The 19,341-nt window shown below is 42.5% G+C and carries 30 protein-coding genes; 8 read left to right on the top strand and 22 right to left on the bottom strand.

The window, feature by feature from the left end; translation table 11 throughout:
* Window positions 1–6: 6 nt before the first annotated feature.
* On the top strand, window positions 7–675 hold the full coding sequence (locus ACFWMP_RS26170) for a potassium channel family protein (protein WP_042191554.1): 669 nt from the start codon (window positions 7–9) through the stop codon (window positions 673–675).
* 72 nt (window positions 676–747) lie between these two features.
* On the opposite strand, the gene ACFWMP_RS26165 is transcribed toward ACFWMP_RS26170, so the two are convergent.
* Window positions 748–1,650: a LysR family transcriptional regulator gene (locus ACFWMP_RS26165; protein ID WP_149644994.1), complete on the bottom strand. Its 903-nt coding sequence runs from the start codon at window positions 1,648–1,650 to the stop codon at window positions 748–750.
* A gap of 401 nt (window positions 1,651–2,051) precedes the next feature.
* Between ACFWMP_RS26165 and ACFWMP_RS26160 the strand changes: the two genes are divergently transcribed.
* From ACFWMP_RS26160 to ACFWMP_RS26135, 6 genes are all read left to right on the top strand, one after another.
* The gene (locus tag ACFWMP_RS26160) at window positions 2,052–2,717 is read left to right on the top strand and encodes a succinate dehydrogenase cytochrome b558 subunit (protein ID WP_042130879.1); all 666 of its coding nucleotides are present in this window, start codon (window positions 2,052–2,054) and stop codon (window positions 2,715–2,717) included.
* A 68-nt stretch (window positions 2,718–2,785) separates the two neighbouring features.
* Window positions 2,786–4,528 carry a succinate dehydrogenase flavoprotein subunit gene (gene sdhA / locus ACFWMP_RS26155; protein WP_042191550.1) on the top strand — a complete coding sequence of 581 codons (1,743 nt, stop codon included), beginning with the start codon at window positions 2,786–2,788 and terminating at the stop codon, window positions 4,526–4,528.
* Window positions 4,529–4,603: 75 nt separating this feature from the next.
* The gene (gene sdhB, locus ACFWMP_RS26150) at window positions 4,604–5,368 is read left to right on the top strand and encodes a succinate dehydrogenase iron-sulfur subunit (protein ID WP_042130877.1); all 765 of its coding nucleotides are present in this window, start codon (window positions 4,604–4,606) and stop codon (window positions 5,366–5,368) included.
* Window positions 5,369–5,556: 188 nt separating this feature from the next.
* On the top strand, window positions 5,557–6,348 hold the full coding sequence (locus tag ACFWMP_RS26145; RefSeq protein ID WP_076300337.1) for a DUF3891 family protein: 792 nt from the start codon (window positions 5,557–5,559) through the stop codon (window positions 6,346–6,348).
* Window positions 6,349–6,367: 19 nt separating this feature from the next.
* Window positions 6,368–7,312: a metallophosphoesterase gene (locus ACFWMP_RS26140; RefSeq protein ID WP_379425160.1), complete on the top strand. Its 945-nt coding sequence runs from the start codon at window positions 6,368–6,370 to the stop codon at window positions 7,310–7,312.
* 31 nt (window positions 7,313–7,343) lie between these two features.
* On the top strand, window positions 7,344–7,889 hold the full coding sequence (locus ACFWMP_RS26135; protein ID WP_379425158.1) for a GNAT family N-acetyltransferase: 546 nt from the start codon (window positions 7,344–7,346) through the stop codon (window positions 7,887–7,889).
* Between the two features lie 200 nt (window positions 7,890–8,089).
* On the opposite strand, the gene ACFWMP_RS26130 is transcribed toward ACFWMP_RS26135, so the two are convergent.
* From ACFWMP_RS26130 to ACFWMP_RS26100, 7 genes are all read right to left on the bottom strand, one after another.
* Window positions 8,090–8,269, bottom strand: coding sequence for a hypothetical protein (locus ACFWMP_RS26130; RefSeq protein ID WP_379425156.1), 180 nt, complete (start codon window positions 8,267–8,269; stop codon window positions 8,090–8,092).
* 117 nt (window positions 8,270–8,386) lie between these two features.
* The gene (locus ACFWMP_RS26125) at window positions 8,387–8,752 is read right to left on the bottom strand and encodes a hypothetical protein (protein WP_379425154.1); all 366 of its coding nucleotides are present in this window, start codon (window positions 8,750–8,752) and stop codon (window positions 8,387–8,389) included.
* A gap of 108 nt (window positions 8,753–8,860) precedes the next feature.
* A complete protein-coding gene (locus ACFWMP_RS26120) occupies window positions 8,861–9,103 on the bottom strand; it encodes a hypothetical protein (protein ID WP_379425152.1) in 243 nt (80 codons plus the stop codon).
* 12 nt (window positions 9,104–9,115) lie between these two features.
* Window positions 9,116–9,655, bottom strand: a complete 540-nt coding sequence (locus tag ACFWMP_RS26115) for a site-specific integrase (protein WP_379425305.1) — start codon at window positions 9,653–9,655, stop codon at window positions 9,116–9,118.
* 250 nt (window positions 9,656–9,905) lie between these two features.
* Entirely contained in the window at window positions 9,906–10,145 is a 240-nt protein-coding gene (locus ACFWMP_RS26110) for a hypothetical protein (protein ID WP_379425150.1), read from the bottom strand.
* 323 nt (window positions 10,146–10,468) lie between these two features.
* The gene (locus tag ACFWMP_RS26105; protein WP_379425148.1) at window positions 10,469–10,837 is read right to left on the bottom strand and encodes a hypothetical protein; all 369 of its coding nucleotides are present in this window, start codon (window positions 10,835–10,837) and stop codon (window positions 10,469–10,471) included.
* A 15-nt stretch (window positions 10,838–10,852) separates the two neighbouring features.
* Complete coding sequence (locus tag ACFWMP_RS26100) at window positions 10,853–11,032, bottom strand: hypothetical protein (RefSeq protein WP_379425146.1); 180 nt, start codon at window positions 11,030–11,032, stop codon at window positions 10,853–10,855.
* 261 nt (window positions 11,033–11,293) lie between these two features.
* Here ACFWMP_RS26100 and ACFWMP_RS26095 point away from each other — a divergent pair, with 261 nt between their 5' ends.
* Entirely contained in the window at window positions 11,294–11,494 is a 201-nt protein-coding gene (locus ACFWMP_RS26095) for a hypothetical protein (protein WP_379425144.1), read from the top strand.
* Window positions 11,495–11,511: 17 nt separating this feature from the next.
* On the opposite strand, the gene ACFWMP_RS26090 is transcribed toward ACFWMP_RS26095, so the two are convergent.
* The 14 genes from ACFWMP_RS26090 to ACFWMP_RS26025 form a co-directional block, all read right to left on the bottom strand.
* Entirely contained in the window at window positions 11,512–11,718 is a 207-nt protein-coding gene (locus tag ACFWMP_RS26090; protein WP_379425142.1) for a hypothetical protein, read from the bottom strand.
* Window positions 11,719–11,741: 23 nt separating this feature from the next.
* Window positions 11,742–12,368, bottom strand: a complete 627-nt coding sequence (locus ACFWMP_RS26085) for an AAA family ATPase (RefSeq protein ID WP_379425140.1) — start codon at window positions 12,366–12,368, stop codon at window positions 11,742–11,744.
* Entirely contained in the window at window positions 12,368–12,790 is a 423-nt protein-coding gene (locus ACFWMP_RS26080; RefSeq protein WP_379425138.1) for a hypothetical protein, read from the bottom strand. Before ACFWMP_RS26080 ends, ACFWMP_RS26085 begins: the two co-directional genes overlap by 1 nt.
* Before the next feature lie 15 nt (window positions 12,791–12,805).
* Window positions 12,806–13,138 carry a PH domain-containing protein gene (locus ACFWMP_RS26075; protein ID WP_379425136.1) on the bottom strand — a complete coding sequence of 111 codons (333 nt, stop codon included), beginning with the start codon at window positions 13,136–13,138 and terminating at the stop codon, window positions 12,806–12,808.
* A 44-nt stretch (window positions 13,139–13,182) separates the two neighbouring features.
* Window positions 13,183–13,305 (bottom strand): hypothetical protein, encoded by a 123-nt coding sequence (locus ACFWMP_RS26070; RefSeq protein WP_379425134.1) that lies wholly within the window; start codon window positions 13,303–13,305, stop codon window positions 13,183–13,185.
* A gap of 370 nt (window positions 13,306–13,675) precedes the next feature.
* Complete coding sequence (locus ACFWMP_RS26065; protein ID WP_379425132.1) at window positions 13,676–14,113, bottom strand: hypothetical protein; 438 nt, start codon at window positions 14,111–14,113, stop codon at window positions 13,676–13,678.
* Window positions 14,110–14,241, bottom strand: a complete 132-nt coding sequence (locus ACFWMP_RS26060; RefSeq protein ID WP_379425131.1) for a hypothetical protein — start codon at window positions 14,239–14,241, stop codon at window positions 14,110–14,112. The genes ACFWMP_RS26065 and ACFWMP_RS26060 overlap by 4 nt, the downstream gene beginning before the upstream one ends.
* Before the next feature lie 11 nt (window positions 14,242–14,252).
* Window positions 14,253–16,088: a fibronectin type III domain-containing protein gene (locus tag ACFWMP_RS26055; protein ID WP_379425129.1), complete on the bottom strand. Its 1,836-nt coding sequence runs from the start codon at window positions 16,086–16,088 to the stop codon at window positions 14,253–14,255.
* 13 nt (window positions 16,089–16,101) lie between these two features.
* Window positions 16,102–17,436 carry a hypothetical protein gene (locus ACFWMP_RS26050; protein ID WP_379425127.1) on the bottom strand — a complete coding sequence of 445 codons (1,335 nt, stop codon included), beginning with the start codon at window positions 17,434–17,436 and terminating at the stop codon, window positions 16,102–16,104.
* Window positions 17,436–17,636, bottom strand: coding sequence for a hypothetical protein (locus tag ACFWMP_RS26045; RefSeq protein WP_379425125.1), 201 nt, complete (start codon window positions 17,634–17,636; stop codon window positions 17,436–17,438). Before ACFWMP_RS26045 ends, ACFWMP_RS26050 begins: the two co-directional genes overlap by 1 nt.
* 51 nt (window positions 17,637–17,687) lie before the next feature.
* Entirely contained in the window at window positions 17,688–17,843 is a 156-nt protein-coding gene (locus tag ACFWMP_RS26040; RefSeq protein ID WP_379425123.1) for a hypothetical protein, read from the bottom strand.
* A 227-nt stretch (window positions 17,844–18,070) separates the two neighbouring features.
* Complete coding sequence (locus ACFWMP_RS26035; RefSeq protein ID WP_379425121.1) at window positions 18,071–18,313, bottom strand: hypothetical protein; 243 nt, start codon at window positions 18,311–18,313, stop codon at window positions 18,071–18,073.
* Window positions 18,314–18,338: 25 nt separating this feature from the next.
* Entirely contained in the window at window positions 18,339–18,500 is a 162-nt protein-coding gene (locus ACFWMP_RS26030; protein WP_379425119.1) for a hypothetical protein, read from the bottom strand.
* A gap of 42 nt (window positions 18,501–18,542) precedes the next feature.
* Window positions 18,543–18,824, bottom strand: coding sequence for a hypothetical protein (locus tag ACFWMP_RS26025; RefSeq protein WP_379425117.1), 282 nt, complete (start codon window positions 18,822–18,824; stop codon window positions 18,543–18,545).
* Window positions 18,825–19,341 lie beyond the last annotated feature (517 nt).

Raw genomic sequence — 19,341 nt, 5'->3', positions numbered from 1 at the left:
TCCGAAATGAAAGCACAGCAATTTGTAGTAATCGGTTTAGGCCGCTTTGGCTCAAGCCTTGCACTTGAGCTGATGGAAATGGGCTACGAGGTGCTCGGCATTGATCACCATGAGGAGCGTGTGGAGGAAATGAGCGATCACCTGACGCATGCGGTAGTGGCTGATGCTACAGATGAAGGAATTATGCGCTCGCTCGGCGTACGGAACTTTGACTGTGGGATTGTAGCGATTGGCGACAATATGGAACGAAGTATTCTGGCGGCGATTTTGTTAAAAGAGATTGGAGTCAAGCAAGTAGTAGCCAAGGCGATCTCGATCCTTCATGGTCGTGCGTTGTCCAGGCTGGGCGTGGACCGGGTTATTTTTCCGGAGCGGGATATGGGCATTCGTGTAGCACATCAGCTCGTGACACCCAATTTGCTGGATTATATTGAACTGTCCAAGGATTATAAAATCGTCGAGCTGACCGTTCCGTCTTGCATGAACGGGAAAAGCTTGTCAGATTTAAATACAAGAGCGAAATATGGTTGCAGTATTGTTGCCCTGAACCGGGAAAGTGGAATTATAGTGGCTCCAACGGCACATGATCATTTGAGTGAGGGCGACGTTATGGTACTCATTGGTTCTAATGAAAGTATTGATCGATTTGAGGATGAAGTTGTAAACCAAGATTAAATAGATAAGCCCTCCGTCCTTTACATGGGACGGAGGGCTTTTTTAAATTAAGGTTGCACTCAGAGGTATGTACTATTTCTCTCGTTCCGTCAGAAACATCTCTTCTGTGACCTGCACGAGGCTGCGGGCCGCTGTGCTCAGGCTTCCATCGTCACGGTAAATCAGACAGGTAGTTCGCTGAGTCTGCTCCAGCTCCTTAATATGCAGAGAGACCAGCCCACCGCCGTTTAACAGCTGCGGACGCAGATAAGACTTGGGCAGTAACGCTGCCACATTGACTGTCGGCAGCAGCCGCACGATGGCTTCGAAGGAGTCAATCTCCATCCGAACGTCTGGATCAATTCCACAGCGCTGGAACAGATCATCTGTTAGACGGCGGTACCAGGTGCCTTTGGAGAAAAGGATCATAGGCAGTCGGGACAGATCATCCATGGTTAGCTTGGCAGATTGATTCAGAGGATGATGCTCAGAAACAACCAGTCGAAGTTGATCCTCAAACAGAGAAATACAGCGCAGTCCAGGTTCTTGAATAGAGGAAGCGATCAGACCTATATCTGACTTTCCTTCACTGACAGAGGAGACAATTTCATGTGTTCGGCCTGTGATTAGCTTAAGCTCCGCAGTTGGGTATTTCTCCATATATGCGTTAACTAGTGGAGGCAGAGTGGTCTGTAGTGAGGTAAGTGACGCCCCTAAGGTGACGAGCTTAGGCTCGCCTTCTTTGTATTTAGACAAAGCCTCCAGAAATTTAGAGCGCTGTTGCCGTTGTTCAAGTGCGTAGGAATAAGTAAGACGTCCAACCTCGGTTAACTCCAGTCGCTTGCCATAACGATTAAATAGCGCGACACCCAGCCGTTCTTCCAGCTTGGAGATTTTACGAGATAGGGCAGGTTGGGACAGATTGAGCTGGCGGGAGGCCCGATTCAAGCTGGAGTGCTCCACAACCGCTGCAAAAACATCTAAATCGTCAAACATATTTATGTTCCTCTCGTAGTGCAATCTATAAACAGTAGTGACGAAATTCATAGCCATGAAGACAATACTTCTTGCTCCATAAGGAAATAAAAGATTTGTCGGAAAATGTTGTTTCTCTAAATGAGAATTATTATCATATAAAATCTATTCTTATGCGTTTATTGTATAACGTTTAATAATTAGATTGCAATTCCCTTATAAGGGAAAAAGGAGTAACATGAAAAGTGACACAAGATATTCACATTTTGTGAAAAAGAAAACAAAGTCCGGGAAACCAAGGATAGCGGTAAATATAGACGTTTTGTCATGACATAGTCTACGTTATCCTGTGTCAAATGTAGTTCCGGCGGTGAATACACAATAATGAAAACGCTGTTTTAATCGGAAAGGGGTTACTTTGTATGAAAGGATTTTATTCCAGAAAGATTCATTCCTTGCTAGGCGTTATCCCGCTTGGAGCTTTCTTCATTGAGCACATGATGACGAATTTTGCGGCTGTAGAGGGTGGCGCTTCCGGTTTCACTGACAGCGTGATATGGCTGAATAGCCTGCCGCTTGTCTTCTTCCTGGAATTGTTCGGTATATGGCTTCCTCTGCTGTACCATGGCGTATACGGACTGTATATTGCCTATCAATCCAAGCCGAACTTGAACCGCTTCAACATTGAAAGAAACTGGCGTTATACGCTGCAACGCATTACAGGAATTATTACCTTTATCTTTATAGTCTGGCATTTGTTCCAAACCCGGGTTCAGGTGGCAGTTGGTAGTGTAGAGCATGAAGAGCTGGGTGGTCTGATGCATGATATCGTGACTCAACCACTGATGTTGACACTGTATATTATTGGTATCGTTGCAGCATGCTTTCACTTCTCAAACGGCCTATGGTCTTTCTTGATCAGCTGGGGAATCACGGTAGGACCTCGTTCACAGCGGGTATCCTCTTACCTTTGTCTCGGTATATTTGTTCTTGTAACGTTTATGTTCCTCATTTCGCTAGTCACTTTCCGTGATGCTGAATTTCAAACCGCAGCTTCCATAGCTCAGTCCATAAAGACTTTCATCTAAGTAATTATCCTCTCAGGACTAGATTCCAGAATCCTTTCTGATATTTTCAATAAAGGGAGTGAACTATCATGGCAACAGCAAATATCATTATCGTGGGTGGCGGTCTGGCCGGCCTGATGGCTACCATCAAGGCAGCGGAGTCCGGTGCACATGTTCAATTATTCTCATTAGTGCCTGTAAAAAGATCACACTCCGTTTGTGCGCAAGGCGGCATCAACGGCGCGGTAAATACGAAAGGGGAGGGCGACTCCCCTTGGGAGCACTTCGACGATACCGTTTACGGCGGTGACTTCCTGGCGAATCAGCCACCGGTCAAGGCGATGTGTGAAGCAGCACCGGGTATCATCCACCTTATGGACCGGATGGGCGTAATGTTCAACCGCACTCCTGAGGGATTACTCGACTTCCGTCGTTTCGGCGGAACGAAGCGTCACCGCACTGCATTTGCTGGCGCAACGACAGGTCAACAGCTTTTGTATGCGTTGGATGAGCAGGTGCGCCGCTGGGAGTCCGAAGGTCTTGTAACGAAACGTGAGAACTGGGAGTTCCTCTCGGCCATCGTTGACGACGAAGGGGTATGCCGCGGCATAAGTGCCCAGAATCTCAAGACGATGGAGATTGAGACTTTTCCTGCAGACGCTGTTATTTTGGCTAGCGGCGGGCCGGGTATTATTTTTGGTAAAACAACGAACTCCGTAATTAATACGGGTACAGCAGCAAGTGCAGTGTACCAACAGGGCGTACATTATGCCAACGGAGAATTTATCCAGATTCACCCAACGGCTATTCCGGGAGATGACAAGCTCCGCTTAATGTCGGAATCAGCACGTGGTGAAGGCGGCCGCATCTGGACTTATAAAGATGGAAAGCCGTGGTATTTCCTTGAAGAGAAATATCCAGCCTACGGTAACTTGGTGCCGCGCGATATTGCTACACGTGAGATTTTTAATGTGTGTGTGGATCAAGGGCTGGGTATTAACGGTGAGAACATGGTGTATTTGGACCTCTCTCACAAGGACCCGAAAGAGCTGGACGTGAAGCTTGGCGGGATTATTGAAATTTACGAAAAGTTCATGGGGGATGACCCTCGTAAAATACCGATGAAAATCTTCCCGGCTGTGCACTATTCCATGGGCGGTATGTGGGTTGATTACAACCAAATGACAAACATTCCTGGTCTGTTTGCGGCAGGCGAATGTGAATATCAATATCATGGAGCGAATCGTCTAGGCGCTAACTCTCTGGTATCTGCCATTTACGGTGGTATGGTTGCTGGACCAAAGGCTGTTGAATACATCAAAGGTCTGAAGAAATCGTCACAAGATATCTCTTCTTCTGTCTATGATAGCTTCCACAAAAAGCAGACGGACAAATATGAGTCTCTGCTAGCGATGTCAGGTACAGAGAATGCTTATGTGATTCACAAGGAACTGGGCGAATGGATGACCGCCAATATGACGGTTGTACGGCACAATCCGAAGCTGGAAGCGACCATTGGCAAAATCAAAGAGCTTAAAGAACGCTATCGCAATATCAATATGAACGATACGTCACGCTGGAATAACCAAGGTGTGGCATTCACCCGTCAGCTGTGGAACATGCTGGAGCTGTCCGAAGCGATGACACTGGGAGCGCTTATGCGCAATGAGAGCCGCGGCGCTCATTACAAGCCGGAATTCCCGGATCGTAATGATGAGGAATTCTTGAAGACCACGAAAGCAGCTTGGACTGCGGACGGTCCGCAAATCTCTTACGACGAAGTCGATGTCTCACTGATCCCTCCACGGGTCCGTGATTATTCGAAGGATTAATCTTTCCCAGCAGTGAAACAGCTTGCGAGGCAAGCTTAATGAAATAAAATTAGGCAATTTGAGGAGGGAACCATTATGGCGGAAACTGCTACAGCTCCCAAAAACGTAAAGTTTATCATCACCCGCCAGGACGATCCACAAAGCTCATCTTATGTTGAGGAATTTGAGCTCCCTTATCGTCCGGGTATGAATGTAATCAGTGCTTTGATGGAAATTCAGCGTAACCCTGTGAATGCCAAAGGTGACAGCACCGTTCCGGTATGCTGGGATTCCAACTGTCTAGAAGAAGTATGCGGAGCTTGCTCGATGGTGATCAACGGCAAACCTCGCCAAGCCTGCGCAGCGCTTATAGACAATCTGGAACAACCTGTACGCATTGAGCCAATGAAGACATTTCCGGTGGTGCGTGACTTAGTGATTGACCGTACCCGGATGTTCAACGCACTTAAACGAGTAAAGGCCTGGATTCCAATCGATGGTACGTATGACCTTGGGCCGGGACCACGTATGCCGGAGAAGAAACGGCAGTGGGCTTATGAATTATCTAAGTGTATGACTTGCGGCGTATGCTTGGAAGCTTGTCCGAATGTCAACGAGAAGACGGATTTCATCGGACCCGCAGCCATCTCTCAAGTACGCCTGTTCAATGCTCATCCTACGGGTGAAATGAATGCGGATGAAAGATTGGACGCATTGATGGAAGATGGCGGTATTGACGGTTGTGGTAACTCACAGAACTGTGTGCGCGCCTGTCCAAAAGGTATTCCTCTTACCACCTCCATTGCAGAAATTAATAAGCAGACGACAAAACATATGTTCAAACGCTGGTTAGGTGTGTAATAAGTAGTACCGCCGGATCTTTAATATTGAGCTATCCTCAATGGTGGATTTATATTCGCTGAGGATAGCTTTTTTGTTTATAATTGGTAGGGAATAGGAAATTCGTCTAGCTCAGAAGAATGAATAGCATATGCTATAATATCCATTGTTAACGTACGTTAGGTGTGGAACAACAGGGAGGAATAATCGTGATTTGTCGGGAGCATGATGGAGCAATTGTAATGGTTAAACAGCATGATCACGGGAAGTTAGCTGGAGAGCTTGCCATTTGGTTTAAGGAAGAGCATGTGCCAGAAGAAGGACGCCGGGATGAGGTGCTTTGGGCGGTAGCTGAACATGACCGGGGCTGGATTGATCTGGATGAGACGCCCTTTTGGAACGATGCGGAACACGCGCCTTACAGCTTTATTGATTTTCCTGTAGTGCCGAAGCTGACCTTTTATAAGCGAGGACTTGATGAGATCGAAGCGCGGACACCTTACGGAGCGCTTTTGTGCAGCTTGCATTTTGAACGACTCATTAAGATTTCGGGACTGGATTATCCAGAACTGACTTTATATCAAGAGCATGAAGAGGAACGTAGATCCCGTATTCACCGAGAACTGGAAGTATCCAAACCGATTGGTGAAGATGAGCTGTATTATGATGCCCGTCTTTTGGAATTCTGCGATGACTTATCTCTATATTTGGCTTTAAATGAACCGGGTAGCCCGAAATCTGAGGAGCATCCATGGTGGCGTGAAGGATTCTCTGGCAGTGAAGATTTCAGTTTTACTTCAGGTCGTACGATAACCGTGGAGTGGAAAGATAAGTCAACGTTAGTGCTGGATCCTTTTCCCTTTCAGAAGACGGTGGAAGTAGCCTTTATGCTGAAACGAGTCCAACAATCAGAAATTGCTAAGAGAGGCATCGCACCCGCATACCGTGATACGCCAGAGGAAGAATGTCGAATTGTACTGACGGCTCTAAACGAAAGCTGAAGGGAAGGAGAAACTCCGTATGAAGATACAATCGTCTGGGGCTTCTCCCAATAAGAAAAATAATCATTCAGGTAAAGACATCCACTCTAGCGCCTCTGGACGTCAATCTAAGGGCAAGACAACAATGACCCGCCGGCAATTCCTGGTTCGAGGTGCGGCTACTGTAATCGGCGCAGGCTTGCTCACAAGTGGTTACGCTTGGCAAGGGGAGCCCAACTGGATTCAGGTTACTAAGCTGAAGTTGTCCTTTAAAGATATTCCCTCTGCTTTTTCAGGCATGAAGGTTGTCCATTTCAGTGATACTCACCTTGGGTTTAATAAGGATGCCCGTGATCTGGCTCGACTTGCAGAGCGTATCGCTAAGGAGGAACCGGATCTTATATGCTTTACAGGCGACATCGTGGACAGCAACCCTGAGGATCTTGTAGATGCCATACCTGTATTGGCAGAGCTGAATGCTCCACTAGGAAAATATGCGGTGCTAGGCAACCATGATTTCAAGAATACGAAGCGGATTATCGAGTTGTTTACATCTGCTGGGTTCCGGGTGCTAAGGAATGAATCTTATCTTCTAAAAAGAGGCGGGGCAGTTATGGCTGTGACCGGACTGGATGATCTGCTGCATGGCGAGCCTGACCCTGTGAAGGCACTCAAGGGTGTGCCTGCAGGAACCTTTACCGTTCTGATGATGCATGAACCGGATTATGCTGATATAGCAGAGGCTCATTCCTTTCACCTACAGCTATCCGGGCACAGCCATGGAGGACAGATTCGCCTGCCGTTTGTAGGTGCGCCATTCACCCCTTATGGGTCTCAAAAGTACATAAATGGATTGTATTATACAGATACCAAGCGCATGCCAGTGTATGTGAATAGAGGTTTTGGCGAAACAGTCATGCCTTTTCGTTTTCTATGTAGGCCTGAATTAACGGTGCTGACATTGCACCATTCATCGGATGAATAGGCTGATATTTTAGCTGCATGGAGGAGAGAGTATGAGCACTTATGAGGCAGTATCGTTCCAGACGCAACAAGGTATGGCGGTTGACCTTAGGATGATTCCGCCCGAGGATGCTTGTCATTTGCAGCAACTGCTCTCCCACCCAGAAGTGCAGGCTCATATTCAAATACGCACCGGAGCTGGATCAGACCTTGCTCAGGTGGAGAAGCTGGTGAACCGGATGTTATTCGCATTCGATCCTTGCGCGTTACATGCGGGTATCTATTTGAAGGAGCAGCAGAAGTTGATCGGTATTGTTGCTTTACAGCATTGGAACCGCCGTGAGGGCAAGGCCACTTTAGGATATATGCTAGACCCGGTGTACTGGGGAGGCGGATTGGCGACAGAGGCGGTTGGCTTATTTTTAAATTACAGTGTTCATACGCTTGGAATCACGCGGATCGAAGGGCGCTGCCGAGGAGATAATATTAGATCCGAACGTGTGATGCTTAAGAACGGCATGATGCTGGAGCGAGTGATGCCCAGAGTAGGCTCCTTGGACGATGTAATGAAAGTATTCAAATTAATACACGAGCCGTAATTTAGCCTGTTTAATGCGAGGATTGTTCCTTTTGAGGACTTTAATCATAAGGGATAATTGACTGATGCGTTCTTCTGCTGGAATCCTATTTTCCGTTAGTAAAGTTTCAAAACAACAGAGTAATAGAGGTTCAATATCAGCATTTCCAACAACGGATTCTAGAAATTTTTCAAACTCATATTCACTCAATAAACTCACTCCTAAATAATTTTCTTTGCTACAACGGTAGTTGAAGCAGAAGCAGCAGTAATTGAAACAACAATAAGCGCTAATTGATCAAAGGTGATCTTATCCATAAAAAAAGCGTAAAAAGCTAAACCCGGAACTACGATACATAACAAAACGATTATTCCAATCATTACTCTAATAAACTTTTTCATATAAACATTCCTTTCGTGTTAACAAACTTTAAGCAGCTGCGTGCCGATCCAGATCTAATTGAGGCTACACTTGTTAACAAAATGTTGACCAGGCTAAAAGCTGCAGGTGATATTTTGTTAACGCTCTTTGAATTTCATATTTACGGAATCCCAAATATATTTACCGGGTTGCGCTTTTGCGGTCTGGAATTGATTATCTACATCATTCGGATATAGATCATTCATGCCTACAAAGGACCGCGATCCGTCCGACATTTTTACCCAATAGCCATTTTTACGATCATCGAAATATATGTCTTCTTTTGGTTCCGGTTCTGAATCATAAGAAGTCGAACAATAATCATCACCAACAGCATGCTTGAACATTTCCATAATCCACTTACCAACAAATAAAATCATCGGTAAAACCATTAAAGGAACCATCAAACTAAACACAGGTTTAAAAATTTCAAAAGCTTTAACTGTAGAATCAGGAAGAGTCATGATTCACCAACTTTCTAATGACTTGTAATTGAATAGACCACTCCAAGAGTAAACAGAAAAGCCAAAGCCATAAATACGTAAGTAATGTACTCTGGAAAATCCATTGGATCACCTCCTTTCAGGTAATTTAATTTCATGTGAACCTGCCTTAATTAGAAGTTCCAGTTTTGAAAATGCACTCTGAGCCGCCGACAATTGTTTGGATAGCATTTTTAGATATTGTTCTTTTTTCATACGATTGAAAGAGTCCTCAGAACGCAATTTACATTTTGAAATTTCACCTTCCAATTCAATAATTCTCAATGTTAAGGAAGAACTAATTGCAGCTAATTCACTAAAATCAAATTGCATTTTAATCACTCCTTATAATTTAAAATCTTTCATGTAACCGTCAATAGTATCTTGAACTATGCCTATATAGCGCATCGTCACACGAGCCGAACTATGATTAAGAATCGTCTGTAAGGTCGCTATATCCTTTGTACGCTTATAAAAATGATAGCCAAACGTTTTACGCATGGTATGGGTTCCGATGGATTCTAAGCCCATTACGTCAGCTACAAGACGCAGTATGCGGTAAGCCTGTACGGTGCTGATTGGTCGTCCGCCTTTTTGAGATTCGAACAAATAACTATCAGGTGTAAGCCAGTCGAAATACTCCAAATATGAGTTAAGATCAGCGCGAAGTTCATCGTTAATCAAGATCCGTCTGGTCTTTCTTGTTTTCTTTTCGCGAAGGTTAACATAGTCTTTTTCAACATCCCGAACCTTGAGGGGAAGGATGTCACTAACTCTCAAGCCTGTATTAATACCGAATACGAACATCATCCAGTTACGCCAATCCCATGCTTTAAGTTGACGCTTGAACTCTTCCAGAACCTCAAGATCACGGATAGGCTGCATAACGCGCTTGGCAGATCGGTCAAAAGGTGCCTTTTTGCTATCAGGTTTGTATGCCGCTAACGTTGCCATATGTATTTCACTCCTGAAACTACTAAAAGTGCAAAGATAGATTAGTAGAATGATTTAAAAGCCTATTTTGTTAAAACCTTGATTTGACGGGGTTTAGGAACAGAGTATGTATTGGGAACCCCCCTGTTAGAATACGGGGGTTCCAGAGCACCTATCGGCGCTCCAGATCGAAAACCACGCATTACTGCAAACCTCCAACCGTAGAAGTAAAGAGCATCAACTGTTCAGGTTGATTTGTATCCTTAGCCCTTGATAAAGCGTCAGAGACAGGCACAGAGCGTTTAGAAGGGAAATCAGCACCGCAACAAGGGCAACGGTCTACAGCAAGCACCAAGGCTTGTCCATTTTGACCTAAAACCTCATATTTCTTCAAAGGAAAGTCAATATGAACCGTTTCAACTTTACAACGAGAACAAATCATCACTTAACCCCCTTTCCAAAACACTTCTTACAAAGAACAAAAATCACACGATTAAAATAGGCAGAACTAAAAGGGACATTCCCAGTACCTTTACAAAAACGACATGTCTTCATAAAAAACACTCTCCTTAAAGGTTTGACCTTCCTCGTCCTGACTGGATCGTCAGATGGAAAAAGGGAATAGCAGGGGTCAGACTGCAACGTCAACATATTTTGTTAACAAATATCGAAGCCTGGTCAAAAGCCGGCACCTAATTCCGTTAACAAGTAGAGCTGTGGCCAAAAGTAGATCGGCACGCAGCTCACGAAAATTGTTAACAGAAATCATTTTCTAAGTGATAACAACAAATGAACGGTGTCCATAGATAACTTTTCAGCAGTTTCAAAATGATGAAGCATCACGTCAAACATAGAATTAAGATCAGGCATTCCGTATTTTTCCTTAAACAGAATCAGAACTTCTTTACGGTCACGACCTAAAGTTATATCTTCCAGTCCACGACGTTTCTTTTCAGAATCAGAATTTCTTGCTTCAAGTTCTTTATCCCGTTCTGAGCCTGTGTGATAGGTCAACAAACTTTCGATTGCATCGCTATGTGTTTTAAGACCTCGAATAGAGTCGCGATATCTTTCCAGAGTTAACTTAACTTCTGAATCAATTCTGATTTGCGTACTACCTGAAACAGACGACATATTAAGACCCCCGAATTATATGTATTTGTACATTTCATTTGCTGCTGCTGTATAACGTTCTTTATCAGATGAATTATTTTCAAACGCTCTATACTTTGCCTGAAGTAAAACTTCTGTGGGTTGAATCTTGAACATTCTCAAAACTTCAATAAGTGTCAATTCTTCATCAGTCAAAAGATGTTTATTAGATTCCATTTTCTTCACTCCTGTTAACATATTTTTCTGCAGCAACTTCCTGCAGGAGATCCGGAAAGAGATTTCTGTTAACAAATACTTAGTGAAGTAACAACTGCGGAGTGAATGTTTGTTAACAAAAAAGTCTTTTAAAATGTATTTTGTATAGATTTTACTTCCTTATGTATACATTGTACCACGATATGTATAGAAACGTCTATACTTATTTCTTGTTTTTGTATACTTTTTACGGTAAGATATATACTGAAAAGGAGGGTTACTATGAGAAAAAGTATGCAAGTATATAGCAACGTAAAAAAGATAGTTGAAGATCTAAAAAAAGAACTAGAACTGAAAAACGAAAGCGAAGTAATCGCCTACCTTAGTCAGTTCTACCGTATTCGCCAAAAATCATTAACACTAGATGAACATAAACAAATTAAGAAAGAAATCGAAGATTTGATTAATCAATCTAGCCTGTAGCCTGCCGATCCGGTAGGCTATTTCTTTTCTAACTGTTGTTCTAAAACACCGAAGAAAGTAAGGATGTTGCGGTTATGTTTAACCACGTTATAGAAAGCTCGTTTCATATCCTCGGTTAAAGGAACCTCTTTTTCAATGTGATTCAATAACTCAATACATTGTACTGAGGTATCTTTCATCCCCTTGATGTTCTTTTTCAATTTTAATTTAGTCATTATATCCACGGACGTTTTACCTCCTATCCGGCTCAGGCTTCCGAGACTTGCAGTCTCGGCGCGTCCTGAACCTGTCGCACATAATATTGATCCGATATATTTTTTAGCATGTTAATTAATTGGATGTATTCCTCTTTTTTCTCTGGGAATTCCATCGGCACAACCATTTTATGAGTGTCATAAATCTGATCGGCAATCGCAAAAACTTTCTCTTTATCAATCATTAAGGTTCTTAAATAACGGACAGATTGCAGATCCCACATCTCATATTTGAATTTCCGTTTATTCTTAGAAACCCGACAATAAACGTTAGTCACACTCCGTACCCGAACATCTACAGATGAGATATCAGGAGTCGCATAAAAAATGGTGGCTCTTATTTTGCGTAAATAATAAAGCATGTGAGTTAAATATTTAGAGGTGTTTGTATTACCAGAACGACTATCTAAGTCGGTATGAACCTCGTCCAAACAAATGATGCTACTAGGCTGCTGCGCGACTTCAAGGAATTGTTCAAAGTTAGTAAATAACCTTGCATTAGATAGACCATAATTGCTCCAAAGCGTACAACCTGACTGTTGCCGGAAATGTTGAGCCAATAACGACATGCCAAGCGTTTTACCTGTACCCATTGCAGCATCTAATCCTAATAGGTACATTAGCCCTTACTTCCTTTCTCAATAGACATTGGTACACCTACAGAGTTCGCAGGGTTGGCGTTAGCTTTAAGCAGATTAGACAGTTTGGCGTTCCCCTTGATCCGATCGGCAAGGGTAAGCTTATCTATCAACTTGTAGAACTTGTTTGTTGGAGTCATAAGCTTCCGGGCTGAGTTGATAAAAGTAAACACATCTGTTATTCCTGCGTCGATCAATTGAAAGGTTCCAGCAACTTGCATTGTGGTCAAAGGCACACCGTTTTGTCTTACAAAATCTAATGCTTGAATCATTTCGTTATCATCGCTGACTTCAAGCAATTCTTTAATCATGATTTCTTGTACAGGCGTATGTTCCATATCCTTCAAGTTCTGCAAAAAGTCCTGTGCTTCAACCAATTCTAAATCCGGTTTAATTTCTTCCACTGAAACAACCTCCTATTATTTGAACAAAATAAGCAACACAATAATGATCCACGGAATATAGAATTTGAAATCGACACCATCTTTTACATTGAACTCAAACATACGTTTAAGGGCTACACTCCGCCGTAATTCACGAAGTTTAACGGCTTCTACAGCTGCCGGAATATCAGCTTGTACCATGTAAACCAAATTGCCGTTACGGATATCTAAATGCTTTGTAACATCGCTCAGGGGATACATACCACGTTTACTTTGAATGCACTCTTCAGACAAATCCTCGACCGCAACAATTTCACATTCTTGTGTACCCTTATGGAAAATGATCAACTTATCTTTTTTAACAGCCATTTCAACACTCACCTTTGTTAACAAATTACTGCTTCAGCAGCTCTTCAGGAATGGATTCCCGTTAACGGATTTGCAGCTGCCGGTTCACGCCTGGTCAACTTTTTGTTAACAACTACGGATTGGATCTCTCCTGGATCGCGCCGCAGCTGCTGCAACCTCGTTAACATTTACTTCACTTTGCGCCAAAGCAAGAGAGTAGGGACTACCAAAAACAGAAACAATGCAATACCAACACTAGACGAGAGTTCGAAAAATGTTTTGAATACGGTCATTTCCTAAAATCACCACCACTGTATAAATTCTTTGAATTTCAGAAACAATCCTGATTGTGTTCGAATGAGATAGATAATCAAGTAAATGAAAGCCAGTGTGCAGCATGTTGTGATGAAAGTTCTCCAGTAGGGCCCAAGCCATTCAAAGTAACCGAAGTAATTGGAAAGGTTCAAAGGTCTTGCCATTGGCACACTCAAAGATGAAAGGCGAGATGATATACTAGTCAACCAACCAAGCACAGGACCGAATATAGTGTCTATCAAATTACGCATCTACATCACCATCCCCAAGCAAAGCGAAGACTCTTAAAACAAACAACAGCCACACTACAGCAAGCATAATCATAGGTACTACTGTCATGATCCCCGTAGGTCCGAGGAATTCAGAAACCAATTTAAGCCCGGTATAACTAGTACTAGGGTAGTTAAGCGGTGTACTGCTAAAATCAATCCATAGAAAGGATTGAATAGTCCTTAAAAACCCTAATGCCATTGCTCCGAGAAATTGAAACAAAGCGACAAAGATCATTATTACAGCAACCACTATTTTGAAAAGTACCGTTAAGAAGTACCAAATACCGTCCAAGAACGAGATTAGCCAACCCAATGGATAAGCCAAGAACGATAATAACTTACTGAAAAAGTCTCCTAGAAAAGACATGCTACGCGACAGGAAACTAAGTAAAGAATTAACGAACGTCATTCTATAAAAATCCTTTTAATACCGATCATCAAGGTGAATGTAAGTAACAGCACAAAGGATAAAAAGATAGGATCAGAAAAGGCTGAAATCAACGTCTGGACACCTTGCATCAAATCATTCATAGTCATGCTTCAACCTCCTAACCATTAATCAGACCTTTAACCCGATTTGAAATATAGAACGAAAGTGGAATCGAAATAGCAAAAGCGAGCAGCAGCCATTGAGCCGAGAATAAATTAGCTGTACCGTCACTAATATCTTTAAGGCTATAACCTAAAGTGACATCAACAGGGCTAGATTCAGAAGGTGTAACAACAATCGGACCGACTTTATCCGATTCACCGATTTGATTAATTGCAGCCACTTCGAAACTATAACTCTGACCATTGGAAAGGTTGTTTACCTTTGCGTTGGTTTGTACTGTCTTAAATAACTGTTCGCCATCCATATAAACGATGTACTCTTCTGCGCTCGATGATGGTAGCCAAGATAGATTGGCTCCTTTATAAAAAGAATTAACTATAAGATTTCCCGGTGCTGCCGGAACGGTTTGAAGAGTTAATGTCCTGAATCGAACAGGATTAGAAGGTCTGGACATATTACCGGATGTATCAACGGAAACTACACTAACCGTATATTCCGAATCAATTTTAAGCGTATTTAAAGTGAAACTATTATTTAACTGCGGCGAAGCATTAACACGATCATCATCTAGATAAATGTAATAACCCAATAAATCTGGATCGGAAGGAGCACCCCAAGTAACATGCGCAGTATACCGATCAGGCACAACCCTTATGTCTTTAGGTATACCGGGCGGTATAGTATCAGGAATAGGTACCGTATAAGATAATGTGGCTCCCGGAAATTCCTTATCAAAACTATCTACAGGAGTTACTTTGAATACATAAGTTTGTCCTTCGATAAGTCCAGATATAGATAGAGAATTTTGAAATACAGTTGAGATCAAAACATTATCTTGATAAACCTTATATTGCTTTAAATAAATGGAATCAATAGGCAACCAATGAAGAAGAATAGAGGAAGCAGAGTCTACACTTTTATTCAAATTACTAATAACGAATTTATCAACATCCTCATTTACCGGAACTTTTAAAGGAATAGCAGTCACTGCAACTGATTTTGTGCTCTCTGAATCTCCGGCATAAATAGTGGAAACTTGAACAGCTACCGGAACGTTTTCTGGTAAATCTTTAATCGTATAACTATTATCAGTAATGCGGATTTTATTGGTACCGTAATAAAGGTAATAGCCAACGGCATTAGGTACAGCATCAAAATCAACCTTTATACTTTGTATGTCTGCTGTCAGTACCACTTTAGTCGGTGGTCTTGGCGTTGTCGGTGTTAGCTGCATATTCACAACGTCCGTGTGTCCTTCAAAGTCATTCATCCAGTAAGATAATCCGATGGTATATGTCCTGTCATTCGTGAGTCCTGGATATGTTAACGTCCTCAGATTATAAGTTGCATAGGTTTTTGGTATTCCATCAACCCAAATCCAAAATCTCGAACCAGAGACAGGTTTTTCGTAATCCCATGTTAGCGTTACTTTTTTATCCCCTATTTGACCTTGTACATTAATCGGAGGCTTCTGTTGAATAAATTCACTAAATTCAGTAAAATTTACTCCTCCTATTTTCATTGAATCCAACCTTGCTCCTTTTTGAAGTTTGAATTTTATATACTGATACTCATAGTATCCGGTACTATTTCCATTAATTGGATGAGAATAAGCAACACCACCATAACTAGTCTTATCAGACCTAAAATATGAAATCCATTCAAAATAGCCCGTACCCACAGTTGATGCTGTATTTCCAGTCGTGCTCTTGCCCAAATCCAAATAATAAATTTTATCGGAATCACTAACCGACGCAAATGCTGTATGATCTTTGATGCCTATCATTAAAATCGTAAAAAATAAAACGAACATTAAAGATTTTGTTTTCACGTTATACCTCCTATCAAGGGAACTCGGAAGATTTCCAACGTAAAGGATATTCTTTCGTTTCCATTTCTAAAATTTCGTCTTGCTTAATATTAGGTGAAGTCGTCATAACAGGATCTTGCTGCATGTCGGGCGAAGCCGTCATAACAGGATCTTGCCGCATGTCGGGCGAAGCCGTCATAACAGGATCTTGCTGCATATCAGGAGAACTCGTCATGACAGGATCTTGCGTCTGTTTGGGTGCCGGGACCATTTCAGCGTCTTCTTTGATTTCTTTACCTTCAAACGTCCAATTTTTAGGTTCAGGCGCGGCAGGCATAGCCCCCGGAGTTGAAGCGTCTCCCGGATCATTGAAATATTGCGTGTTGTCAACGAACGGCTGTGATGCCACATCAGGTGGTTTATAGTAATTCGGCACAACAATAGGTGAAGGGACGTTATAATCCTGAGTTGGTGTAAGCTGCCGAATCAATTCACTGGTCAATGCTTTGATATCAATAAGATCCGAATGCAATGGGGCGGTATTACTATTGATTTGTTCTAGCTGATCGTTTATTACGAATAAATCGTCCCGAACTCCAAACAATTGATTTTGAACAACGCCCAAGTCATTGTGTAAAGGAGAGAGTGCATTTTTAATCCCATCTAATTGATCACCGAAACCCGAAAGAATACCGGGCATGATTTCACACAATTCTTTGCACAAACAGCCTTCGCCAGTGTCGCCACCGTCTGACCCTCCGGGATCAGGGCTTGGACTTACAACAGGACTTGTAGGTTTTGCAGAAGCACTGGCGGTAGGCTTTGGGGTTGTTACTGGTGTTGCTGATGGTTTAACCGTTGGCGCTGCGGTCGGGGCTGTCGTTGGTGCCGTTGTTGGCGATGAACTCGGTCCCGGTCCGGTGTAATCCTTAAGACCATAAGCTAACAGATAGACTTCATATTCGCGTCGCCCATCCGAAGTGAATTTAACAGTAATCCCCTTACTAGGGTGAGGATTGAAAAAGCCAGCAGGGATACTAATAGAATTACTAGTGAAGTAAATTTTCTCTACATTACCGTCACTAAAAGTGACTTCTATAAAAACATCTGATGCCAAAGAACGCTTTGTATAAATAGTAACGTTGTCAAAGTACGCCCCTTGTGGATTCACAAACTTGGTTGATCCTGATTTAGTTTTAAGATTAAAAGTTCCGGTCGATCCGTCAGGGACTGTAACGGAATATTCATCAGGCGTTACATCAAAACCCTGATACACATTATTCCAAGTAATATCTGCAAACGCTGCTGATGGTAAAGCGAATAACATAAGTGCTAACACGCCGTAGGTTAGCGCCTTGATCCAACGCACTAATCATCACCCTTTGTTCCTTTAATGATTTTCCTTATAAGCCAAGCTCCAAACATCGTTCCGAAGAGTACCCATAAGGCAGGACCGATTGTATCCCAGTTATGACTTGTGTTTCCGAATAAATCTGTAATATTAAAACTGCCTACATTCAATTGAGGACTTTGATTCGGCATTCGATCACCACCCATTCCACCTAACAAATTAAACACCACCTATAAAAATAGCCGGAAACAATGTTCCCGGCTGTCAGGTTAACCATTTTTTGAGCCGCGCACACGGTCAATAACTGTAAAAAGTATGAAAAGTGCCACCGCCGAGCCTGCATACAAGTACACCAACGGCGAGAACGATCCGAACAGATTATAGGCAAATTGCAGTATGCTGCTCATATCAAGTTTAAAACTCATGACTAACGCCCCCAGTGGGCTAAGATATGAAGGACGGACACAATGCAACACATAAAAGTAATGACACTAACCAATCCCACATTGACAAAATGTTGATTAAAAACAAAGGCGAAGGATTCAGCGATTAATTCATTCATCGTTTGAGCACCTCCGAAAACCGGGCAGCCAGAACACCAAGGATCATTATGACCAAGGATAGTCCAAGGTAAGAATAGTTATGAATCAATTCATCCATACCGGACGACCTCCCATATCCACCGAGCCGATAACAGTAAGAATATCCCTGCTAACAACACGGCTATCATAATTTCACCAAGCGTCAAACTATGAAAAATCTGGAGAGAGCCTTCCACGTGCGAATGATAGAAATCATTCAACGCCGATACTACCTCAGCCTTGATGTCGTAAACGATAGGGGAAGGCGTTTCGACCATGTTGCCGGGATCAACATTGAAAACCACATTCGACATAATCAAGCCCTCTCTCAATTAATCATTAGTTGAACAATCCTTTGACTTGATGTGCGATGAAGAAAGACAATGGAATTGCCACCGCAAATGCAAGGATCAACCATGTGGACGAAAACCAGTTACTTACACCAGTGCTTACATCGCTAAGCGTGTACGCAAGAGAAACTGTAGGGATACCGCTGGACATTATTATTCACCTCCTCTCATGGAATCTAAAAACCTTTGCTGTCTAACCGACTTTAGAAGCCGCAACTGTTTTAGAAGGGACAATTGATGCGAAAGTAAAACTTGGTTTGCCGTTGTATGTTCCGGGCTTCGTATAAACATCTACAACTTCTCCCTTACGTGGAGCCTGTTCAGCACGATCCTCAGGAAGGAACATATACTGACCTGTTGATTCAAAATTAGATGGGTCAATCAAGTCGATAAATATCAACGGGGTTTTATTAGGACGATTAACGACATTGACTTCTTTTACAGTAACGCCATACCACCAAAACTTACTTGCCATAATTTTCTAACCTCACTTTGACTAAAATTTTATATTTGAACTGGGATAACCCCGTTGTTCACAAATTTAATGGGTACACGCATTATCAGATTTTTATCGCGAGGAAACCGAACCTAATCGGTAGATGCTGTAATCAGCTATCAAGCCACATTATGTTAAGTGACCTTTTACACCTGCTACGCCTCAATCACGCCACGCTTTTTAAAAGTTCCTCGGCACCGGAACCTCCCAAAACTCACGTTCACAAAGTTGTCACAATTTATTCTAAAAAATGTTCGTTGCATATAGTGCATAAAACTTTGAATGTTGACTAGCATATTTATGCACTCAATTGAATAAAAATTGCATAAAAAAACGCCCACCAATTTGGCGGACGTAAAATGCGAACATATGTTTCGTTTCAGAAACGACACAATGCGGTTATAATTCAAGTAACGAGACACCCCTAGTCGAATAGGGATGCCTCTAGGAAGGTCTACTTGTCCGCCAAGACTAAAAGTAGTACCTTCCGAATATT

Source organism: Paenibacillus sp. NPDC058367, assembly GCF_042723305.1.
Lineage (GTDB): Bacteria > Bacillota > Bacilli > Paenibacillales > Paenibacillaceae > Paenibacillus_AQ.
Note: the sequence above shows the minus strand (reverse complement) of the source record. Positions and strands in the feature narration are given on the sequence as shown.